We start from the raw sequence: 9150 nt of genomic DNA on the forward strand, positions 1-9150 counted from the left end.
CGCCAGCGCTAATGCTGCGCCGCGCTCTCTTCACGCTCCGTGCCGGCCCGAGCGCTCGCGGCATAGGAAAAGCGCACGCCGACGCGGGTGCCGCCGGCCTCGGTCCTCTCGCGGACGAGGTTGCCGCCCATCTGCTGGGCGAAGGCGGACATCAGGGTGGAGCCGGTGCCTTCCCCGGCGCCCTCGGCCAGGCCCGAGCCGTCGTCGGCCACCGCGATCTCGTAGCGGTCCGCGCCGAGCCTGGCGAGGCTGACGCGGATGGTCCCGCGCATGCGGTCCTCGAAGGCGTGCTTGAAGGCATTGTTGGCCGCTTCGGTCACGAACAGGGCAAGCGGCACCGCATAGTCGGGTTCGAACTCGATGTCCTCGCTCTCCACCTCCACCGCGACGGCCTGTTCGGCCGCCTTGGAGGCGTCGGAGACATAATGCAGCAGTTCTCGAAGGAAGGGGCGCATCTCGACCTGGCGCAGGTCCTCGGCCTCGTAGAGGCTGCGGTGAACCAGGGCGAGCGCGTTGATGCGCCGTCGCGCCTCGAACAGGGCCTGCCGCCCCGGCCCGTCCGGCAACCGTCCGGCCTGCAGGTTCAGCAGGCTGACGATGACCTGGAGATTGTTCTTCACCCGGTGGTGGATCTCGCGCAGCAGCGCGGTGCGCTGCTCGACCGCGCTCTCCAGCGCACTGCGCTGCTCCTCGAGCGAGGCCGCCATCTTGGCGAGCGTCGTTGCGAGTTCCTCGACCTCGGCGGGCGCCTTCTCGGCGCGGCGCGGATCGATGTCGAGCCGGCCCGAACCGTACAGGCGCGCGATGCGCCGCAGGTAGGTCAGCCAGCGCAGGACGAAGCGGTCGATCGCGATCCACACGCAGACGATGGCGAGTGTCCACATCAGGAAGGGGATGAGGATGGTGCCCGCGAGGTCGTAGCCGGTCCAGGCCGAATAGGCCGGGCCGGGAGTGAGAAGCACGGTGCCGAAGCGGCGTTCGACCAGGGGGGAGAAGGTCAGGGTGCGCCCGGGCGCGGCCTCCGGCTGCTGCACGATGATCGTGTCCTCGGCGGCAAGGGCCTCGGCGAGAAGCTCCGCGGGCAGGGTATCGAAGGGCAGGCGCTGGCCGCCCAGGGTGAACACGCCTTCGTGGTTGAAGAAGGCGAGCGTGGCCTCGGGGGGCAGATAGTTCTCGTCGACGAGGCGCAGGGCCGCCGCCGCGTCGACGGCGATGGCCACCGCGCCGGCGAACTCGCCGGCGATCTCGAACGGGTGGGCGATCAGCATGATCGGGCGCCGCGAGAGGTCGCCCGGCTGCACCCGGGTGAAGAGCGGACCGCCCCGCGCCTGGATGTCTTCGAACCAGGCGAGGCCCCCGGCGCTGAAGTCGAGATCCGTGCCGAGCCCAGCGCAGCGCACCCGGCCGGTCGCGTCGGTGATGGCGATGTTGGAGACGACGATGTCGGTCTCGGCGATGCGCGCGAGCGCGCGGTCGCAGCCTTCGGCGTCGGTGAGGAAGCTGGACGGGCGGCCTGCGATGGCCGCCCCGATGCCGAGCGCGCGCTCGAGCGCGGATTCCAGATCGTCGGTCGCGAGGCTGCTCGCGGTGTAGAGACGGTCGATCTGCTTCAGGCGCTCGTCCTCGAACTCGATCGTCCCCTGGATGATCGAGAGCGCCAGTAGCGGCGTCAGCGCAATGGCCAGAATGGCGACAAGCTGCACCCGCAAGCTGCGCCGGAAGGGCAGTCTCATCCGTTCTCCGATCCCCCTCGCAGCGTGCCGCGAGACGTCCTCGCGGCGGCGCGCTCATGTCCGCATCCCGGGGATGAATCCTTGCTGACCGGCAGGTGGCGTCCGCGAGCGCGGCCGGCGCGATGATGCCGCTCCTGCCTCACCCCGGGACGGGCAGCCGGACCGCCTCGCCCCTGCTCTCAGTACGCATCCCTGCCCCTGGATTCGGACCTGATGCGTACCTCGCCCGAGCCGCGGCCGACAGGCTGCAGCTTGCGTTCCTCGCTCTCCTCGAGCCGCTCGAGCAGCTCGTCGAATTCGTCGGGTACACCCTCCGCGACAATATCGTCGAAGAGGCCGCGAAGTCGACGGCCAATCGCGCGCTGACGCCTCTGGATCGCTTCCAAATCCTCGTCCAGTGTCGCGCTGCGCAAGATGTGTTTACCGTTGCCGTTCTGAGTCATAGGTTGTTCGTCGAGTTCTTGATCCTGACCGTTCGTTGTGTCTCGATCCCCCCTCAACGGGCGATGTCCATGTTGGTTCCGAAAATTTGCATGTCAACGGAACCTCCGGCTCCGCCGCGCGTTCGCTAGCGACGATACCGATTGATCGTAATACCGGGACGACCATGCCATTCAGCACCGCCATCCGCCCTCACATCCCCTATCTCAGGCGCTATGCCCGCATCCTCACTGGTTCGCAGGAAAGCGGCGACGCCTATGTGCGCGCCTCGCTCGAGGCGGCCATCGAGGGGGAGGCTGAGCTCGACCGCGATCTTCCCCCTAACGTCGCGCTCTACCAGCTGTTCCACGCGACGTGGAAGAATGCCGGCTCGCGACTGACCGGCGACAACCGCCTGAACGGCAAATCGGAGAAGCTCGACGACATCCCGTCCGAGGCGCGCCACGTGCTGTTGCTGACCGCAGTGGAGAACTTCACCGTCGAGCAGGCCGCCACGATCCTCAGGATCGGCGAAGACGAGGCCCGAAAGCTCCTGAAGAAGGCGCAGGCCCATCTCGAGGGCGGACTTGCCACCGAGGTTCTGATCATCGAGGACGAGCCGATCATCGCGCTCGACCTGCAATCGATCGCCGAGAAGATGGGCCACAAGGTCGTCGGCATCGCGCGCACGCGCGACGAGGCGGTCAAGCTCGCCCGCGAGAAGAGCCCCAGGCTCGTGCTGGCCGACATCCAGCTCGCCGACGACAGCTCCGGGATCGATGCAGCTCAGGATATCCTGGAACTCGGCACCGTGCCGGTGATCTTCATCACCGCCTATCCCGAGCGCCTGCTGACCGGCAAGAAGCCGGAGCCGACCTATCTCATCACCAAGCCCTTCATGCCCGAAACCGTGGCCGCGACGGTCAGCCAGGCGCTGTTCTTCGCCGGTGACGCGAGGCGCCAGGCCGCGGCCGAGTAGGCGATGTTCGGCCTCGCCCTCCTGTTCGCGATCGTCGCCCTGGTGGCGGCGTGGTTCGGCTTTTTCGGCCTGGCCGGCACGGCGGCGATGATCGCCCAGTGGATCTTCGTGATCGCGCTGGTGCTCGCGGTCGTCTCCGCGCTTTTCAAGGCCCTGCGGGGGCGTCCGCCGGTCTAGCGGGTTGACGGCGCGAAGCCGGGAAACAGCCGGTCGAAGGCGCCGCCGGAACCGGCCAGGCGTCCGGCCGGCCCGCGTTCCGCGATCCGGCCCTCCTCCAGCACGACGATCTCGCGCGCCGGTGCCAGCAGGGCCGGCCGGTGGGTCACGATCAGGACCGAGCGGTCCGCCCGCTCGCCGAGCCAGTCCTCCAGCGCGGCGACGAATTCGGCCTCGGTCGCCGCGTCCAGTCCTTCGGTGGGCTCGTCCAGCAGCAGGACCGGCGCGTCCTTCACGAAGGCGCGCGCGAGCGCGATGCGCCGGGCCTGTCCGCCCGAGACCAGCGCGCCCTGTTCGCCGATCCAGGTGTCGAGCCCGTCGGGCAGGGCCCGCACGAAGCGGTCCGCCCGCGCGCGCTCGAGCGCGGCCCACAGCGCGGCCTCGCCCGCCTGCGGGCGGGCCAGCAGAAGATTGTCGCGCACGCTCGCCGAGAGAAGCTCCGCGCGCTGGTCGACGAGGGCGAGCCGGGTGCGGATCGCGGCCGGGTCGAGGCGTTCATAATCCGCCCCGTCCATAGCGATCGCGCCCGCGTCGGGGGCGTAGAAGCGCATCAGCAGGCGCACGATCGAGGACTTGCCGGAGCCGGAGGCGCCGACGACGGCGATCCGGGCGCCCCGGTCCAGGTCGAGATCGATCCCGGCCAGGGCCGGCGCCGAGCGGCCGGGATAGGTGAAATGCACCCCGCGCAGCGACAGGCCGGAGCCCGCCGGCAGGGAGGACGGATCCTGCGGTGCGCACACGGCCGGCTCCATCTCGCCGAGCGCCCGAAGCCGGCGGGCCGCGGCGGTGGTGCGTCCGGCCGCTTCTCCGGCCTGGACCAGCGGGCCTGCGGCCTCGAACAGGGCGAAGGCTGCGAAACCGGCAAGGGCCGACAGCGCGGGCCCGGCTCCGCCGGCCGCGGCGAGCGCGATCGCGGTGACGAGGGCGAGCGGGCCGGCAAGGCCCAGTACCGCAGCATTGGCCAGCGCGAGGCGCGACAGGTGCCGCCGGCTCTCGCTCCATTGCGCGCAAGCCGCCTCGAGCCGGGCGCGCACGCGCGCATCCGCGCCGTAGGCCTTCAGCTCGGGGAGCCCGGCGGCGAGATCGCCCGCCTCGGCGCGGGCGCGCGCGCCGGCCTCCGCGATGCGGGTGCCCGCCTCCCGGCCGGCGCGCGCGGCGAGGAGCGGCAGCCCGATCGCACAGGCCAGGAACAGGGCGAGCACGCCGGGAAGGGCGAGCGGTGCGGTGAAGGCCAGGAGCACGCTCACCGCGATCACGCCGCAGGCCGCCGCGATCGCCGGCGTGACGAGGCGCAGATAGAGCCCGTCCAGCGCATCGACATCTCCGGTGACGCGGGCCAGGAGATCGCCGCCGCGCAGTTCGGCCAGCCGGCCGGGCGCGAGCGGGGCCACGGTGCGGAACACCCAGACGCGCAGCCGGGCGAGTATGCGGAAGGTCGCCTCGTGCGTCGCCAGGCGCTCGCCATAGCGCGAGAGCGGGCGCAGCAGGGCGAAGCCGCGCACGCCGCGGGTCGCCGCGATCGCTGCGCCGAAGCCGGACAGCGCCGCGGCGGCGACGAACCAGCCCGATATCGACATGAGCCCGATGCCGGCCAGCAGCGTCAGCGCGGCGAGCGCCGCGCCGAGGCGAAGCCACCAGCGGTCGGGATGCGCGAGGGCGAGGAAGAAGCGCAGATCGTTCACGACACGCCCTCCGCCACGGGCGCGAGTTCGACCACGTGGTCGCAGGCCGCGCGTACGGCCGGGCTATGGGTGGCGATCAGCACCGTGCGCCCGCGCGCCGCTTCGGTGAGGCGGGCCAGGAAGCGGGCCTCGCTGAGGCCGTCGAGATGGGCGGTGGGCTCGTCCAGCAGGAGGAGCTTCATGTCCGCCGCCAGGGCGCGCGCCAGCGCGACCCGCTGGGCCTGCCCGCCCGACAGCGCGTAGCCGCGCTCGCCGAGCCGGGTGTCGAGCCCGTCGGGAAGGCTGGCGGCGAAATCCAGGACGCCGGCCGCCTCGGCCGCCGCCAGGATCCGGTCCTGTCCCAGCGTCTCGTCGAACAGTGCGATGTTCTCCGCCAGCGTGCCGTGGAACAGGCGCGGGCGCTGGGCGATCCAGGCGGCGCGGCCGAGCAGCGGGCCGTCTGCCGGAACGCCGTCGACCAGGATGCGGCCCGCGCTCGCCGGCGCATAGCCCATCAGCAGCTTCAGCGCGGTCGACTTGCCCGCCCCGGACGGCCCCCACAGGCCGGTGATCTGGCCGGCCGGAGCGCAAAAGCTCAGCGTGTCGAGGCCGCGGCGCCCGTCCGGATAGACGCTCGAGACCGCCTCGAACCGGATCTGCGGGGCGGTGGCGAAACCGGCTGCGGGGGGGCTGGCGGACATCCCGGGACCGTCGAGGATCGGATCGAGCGCCTCGGCGGCAGCCTCGGCATCGGCGCGGTCGTGATAGGCCGCCGAGAAGCGGCGCATCGGCGTGTAGAACTCCGGAGCGAGGAGCAGGAGGAAGACCGCGCCGCGCAGGGCGAGGTCGCGGTCGGGCCCCAGCGCGATCACGTCCATCAGGGTGAGGCCGGCATAGATCGCGGTCGCGGCGATGGCGAAGGCGGACACGATCTCCAGCGCCGCGGAGGACAGGAAGGCGATGCGCAGCACCTTCATGGTGCGCCGGCGCAGCTCGTCGGCGGCCCGCGCGAGTCCTGCCGCCTCGCGCCCGGCCGCGTTGAAGGCGTTGAGCGTTTCCAGCGCCTGGAGCCGGTCGTTGAAGCGCCCCGCAAGCCGGCGCAGCGTGGCCAGCTGATCCCGGCTCGCCTCCGCGGCTCCGGCGCCCACGATCGCGGTCACCGCGATGAAGACCGGAGCGGACAGGAGCAGACCGGCGGCCACGACCGGGCTCGCCGCCGCGGCGGCGAGCACCAGGACGAGCGGGCCTCCCGCCAGCACCGGCAGGAGCGGGCGGTAGCGCGCGAAATAGCCCTCGAGCTTTTCCACCGCATCGATCAGGGCGGCCGAAATCGCACCGGTCTCGTGGCGCTCGGTGAAGGCCGGCCCGCGTGCGCACAGCGCGCGCGCGGCCTGCCGGCGCACATGGTCGCGGATGAGGAGGGATGCCTCGATGCCGGCGCGGGTCTCGCCTGCCTGCAGGAGGGCCCGCACGAGGGCGAGTCCCGCCGCCGCTGCAAGCCAGCCGGCAAAGGGACGGCCCTCCACGAGCGCCGCGAGCGCGCTCGCAGCGCAGAAGGCGAAGCCGGCAAAGATCGCGTACTGCGCGATGCCGAGGCCGGCTCCGATACGAATCCAGCCAAGGCCTGCCCGCTCCCACGTGCCGAGGCGTCGGGCAGGCTGTTCGGGGCTGTCCGGGGAAGGGGAATCGGTCATCGAGGCGGGGTCTAGCACGGATCGGGCGGGGCGAACCGTGACCTCCTGCCTCATGTGACGCCAAAGGGAAAGGGGGCTAGCGCGTCCCGGCGAAGGGCGAGGCGTCGTCGAGCAGCGTGCGGGCCGGCACCGGCCGGGTGCGATTGAACAGCCAGACCATCAGCGTATCGCCCTGGGTCTCCAGGCGCTGGCGATGGGCCGGCTCGCTGTTCTCCACCGTGGTGGAATGAAGGTACCAGTTGCCGATCTGGTCGCGCACCGGGACGTTCACCGTTCGCCAGTAGCGCCGACCGTCCGTGCCGGGCGTGAACCAGTAGCCTTCCAGGCAGGAAACGTCGCCGGTGAAGGCGCCGAGCTCGATCATGCGCGCGATCTCGAGGCTCGCCTCCTCGCCGAGTTCGCCGCCGATCTTGTGGCCGGGGCGGTAGCGGTCGAAGGGTTCGCCGCTTGCCGGCACGGCCGGGCTCACCGCCACCATGCGCACGCCGTCCTCCTCCAGCGAGGACAGCATGATGTGATGGGGCGAATGCAGCACGGTCGCGACCCAGTGCTCGAAATGGGGGCGGTGCTGCGGCGTCTCCAGCAGCTTGCGGATGCGCTCGGCGAGGTCGGCGGACGGGCGGGCGGCGCCCGATTCCAGCCGCGAGACGTAGGCCTGGCTCACGCCGATATGCGAGGCGGCAACGTCCTGCTTCATCCCGACGGCTGCGCGAAACTTGCGCAGTTCGACGCCCCAATCCATGTCCCCTCCGTGGCCCAAAGCCGTGAAAAATCAGGAAGCTGCTCTTGTCCGCGATCTGTATGCGGAAGTCCAGAGCCCAACGCAATCGGTGAGTGCGTTCGCTTCGCGGTCAGGGTCGGTACGGGAAAAAACGCGCCGGCGGGGCAAGGGTTGCGGGGAGCCCCGCCGGCGCGAAGTTGGGGCAGGTGCCGAGAGGGACGGGACGGAAAGATCGTCCGAAGGCCTGCCCGGTGTGGCGTGATCAGGCGGCGCGCATGCGGGAGAGGAATTCGGCGACGCGCGCTTCCAGGTCGGCGGTGCGGTTGCGCACGTCCTCCGAGACGCGCTTGACGTCGGCAGCGGCGCTGCCGGTTTCGCGCGCCCGCGCTTCCAGGGCCTGGGCCGATTCCGCGGCGCTCTGGTTGCCTGCGGTGGCTTCCTCGGCGTTGCGCGCGATCTCCTGGGTTGCGACGGACTGCTCCTCGACCGCGGCATTGATCGCGACGGCCGCCTCGCTGATCTGGTTGATCGTGTTGCGGATGAGCTCCATCGCCTCCACCGCCGAGCCGGTGGCCGCCTGCATGGCGCCGACCTGTGCGGCGATCTCCTCGGTCGCCTTGGCGGTCTGGTTGGCGAGCGTCTTGACCTCCTGGGCGACGACCGCGAAGCCCTTGCCGGCCTCGCCGGCCCGTGCGCTCTCGATCGTGGCGTTGAGCGCCAGCAGGTTGGTCTGCTCGGCAATGTCCTTGATGAGGCTCACCACGCCGCCGATCTGCTTGGCCGCGGCGTCGAGCTCGGAGAGGGTGCGCGCCGCGTTCGAGGCGTTGTCGACAGCACCCTTGGCGGTCTCGCTCTGGCTCGCCGCCTGGCTCGCGATCTCCTGGGAGGCCGCTCCCATCTGGCTGGAGGCGGTCGCGACCGACTTCACGTTGGCGGTCGCTTCCTCGGCGCCCGAGGCGACGCTCGCGGCGCGAGTCACGGTGTCGTCGACCGCCTCGTTGACGGTCTTGGCCGCACCGTCCAGGGCGCTGGTCGCCGCGGCGAGCGCCTTGACGATCTCGCCGACCCCGCCCTCCAGCGACGCCGCGAATTCCTCGCGCTGGCGGCGCGCGGCGGCCTCGCTCTCCTCGAGATAGATCGAGATGGCCAGTTCCATGTCGAGGAAGATGGCCCGTACCAGCGCGTCGATCGCCGCATCGGCCTTGCCGCGCGCAGAGCGCATCACGCCCTTGGCGACGCAGTGATTGACGGCCGCCTTCATCAGGTCCGACGCCAGGAGGGCGTAGCCGCCGATATAGTAGCGCGGCTCGAGCCCGATCTTGGCGTGCACGCCGCCGATTCGCCGCACCGACTGGGCATAGCTCTCGTTGAACTCGCCCGACAGGATGTTGGTCCAGTGGTCGCTCTGGCGCGACTTCGCTGCGGACCGGTGCTGCTCGTTGGAGAAGAAGCGATTGACGGCCGGCGTCTTCACGATGAGCGCGTAGAACCGGTCGAGCGCACGCGGCAGCTCGGCCTTTACCGCCTCGCGGATTTCCCCGAAGGCTTCCCGGCTCTGGGCGTCGATTCCGTAGAAGGAAAGGCGTTCGGAAAGATCGATGTTCGACATGGAAAAGTCCCCGCTTCGCCGTCGCGACCTGCGACAAGATGCCGCCGAGGCTGGGGGTCGAATGGTAAACGAGTATTAATATTACCAGCGGGTCGACCGGATAATTTATTATTACTT

General features: G+C 70.6%; 8 protein-coding genes. 2 read left to right on the plus strand and 6 right to left on the minus strand.

Annotated elements, in window-relative coordinates; genetic code table 11:
* Positions 1-8 precede the first annotated feature (8 nt).
* Together JW792_RS16520 and JW792_RS16525 are read right to left on the minus strand one after the other, a co-directional pair.
* The gene (locus tag JW792_RS16520; protein WP_135994712.1) at positions 9-1733 is read right to left on the minus strand and encodes a sensor histidine kinase; all 1725 of its coding nucleotides are present in this window, start codon (positions 1731-1733) and stop codon (positions 9-11) included.
* 179 nt (positions 1734-1912) lie between these two features.
* Complete coding sequence (locus JW792_RS16525; RefSeq protein WP_135994711.1) at positions 1913-2176, minus strand: NepR family anti-sigma factor; 264 nt, start codon at positions 2174-2176, stop codon at positions 1913-1915.
* Between the two features lie 164 nt (positions 2177-2340).
* Between JW792_RS16525 and JW792_RS16530 the strand changes: the two genes are divergently transcribed.
* Positions 2341-3132, plus strand: coding sequence for a response regulator (locus tag JW792_RS16530; protein ID WP_135994710.1), 792 nt, complete (start codon positions 2341-2343; stop codon positions 3130-3132).
* 3 nt (positions 3133-3135) lie between these two features.
* A complete protein-coding gene (locus tag JW792_RS16535; protein WP_135994709.1) occupies positions 3136-3309 on the plus strand; it encodes a DUF1328 family protein in 174 nt (57 codons plus the stop codon).
* Here the strand turns inward: JW792_RS16535 and cydC are convergent.
* The 4 genes from cydC to JW792_RS16555 all read right to left on the minus strand — a co-directional run bounded on the left by cydC (position 3306) and on the right by JW792_RS16555 (position 9033).
* Positions 3306-5030, minus strand: coding sequence for a thiol reductant ABC exporter subunit CydC (gene cydC, locus JW792_RS16540; protein ID WP_135994708.1), 1725 nt, complete (start codon positions 5028-5030; stop codon positions 3306-3308). The genes JW792_RS16535 and cydC overlap by 4 nt on opposite strands.
* Positions 5027-6703: a thiol reductant ABC exporter subunit CydD gene (gene cydD, locus JW792_RS16545; protein ID WP_135994707.1), complete on the minus strand. Its 1677-nt coding sequence runs from the start codon at positions 6701-6703 to the stop codon at positions 5027-5029. Before cydD ends, cydC begins: the two co-directional genes overlap by 4 nt.
* A gap of 76 nt (positions 6704-6779) precedes the next feature.
* The gene (locus JW792_RS16550) at positions 6780-7445 is read right to left on the minus strand and encodes a helix-turn-helix domain-containing protein (RefSeq protein ID WP_135994706.1); all 666 of its coding nucleotides are present in this window, start codon (positions 7443-7445) and stop codon (positions 6780-6782) included.
* Positions 7446-7686: 241 nt separating this feature from the next.
* Entirely contained in the window at positions 7687-9033 is a 1347-nt protein-coding gene (locus tag JW792_RS16555; protein ID WP_135994705.1) for a globin-coupled sensor protein, read from the minus strand.
* Between the last annotated feature and the right edge of the window lie 117 nt (positions 9034-9150).

Source organism: Marinicauda algicola, assembly GCF_017161425.1.
Lineage (GTDB): Bacteria > Pseudomonadota > Alphaproteobacteria > Caulobacterales > Maricaulaceae > Marinicauda > Marinicauda algicola.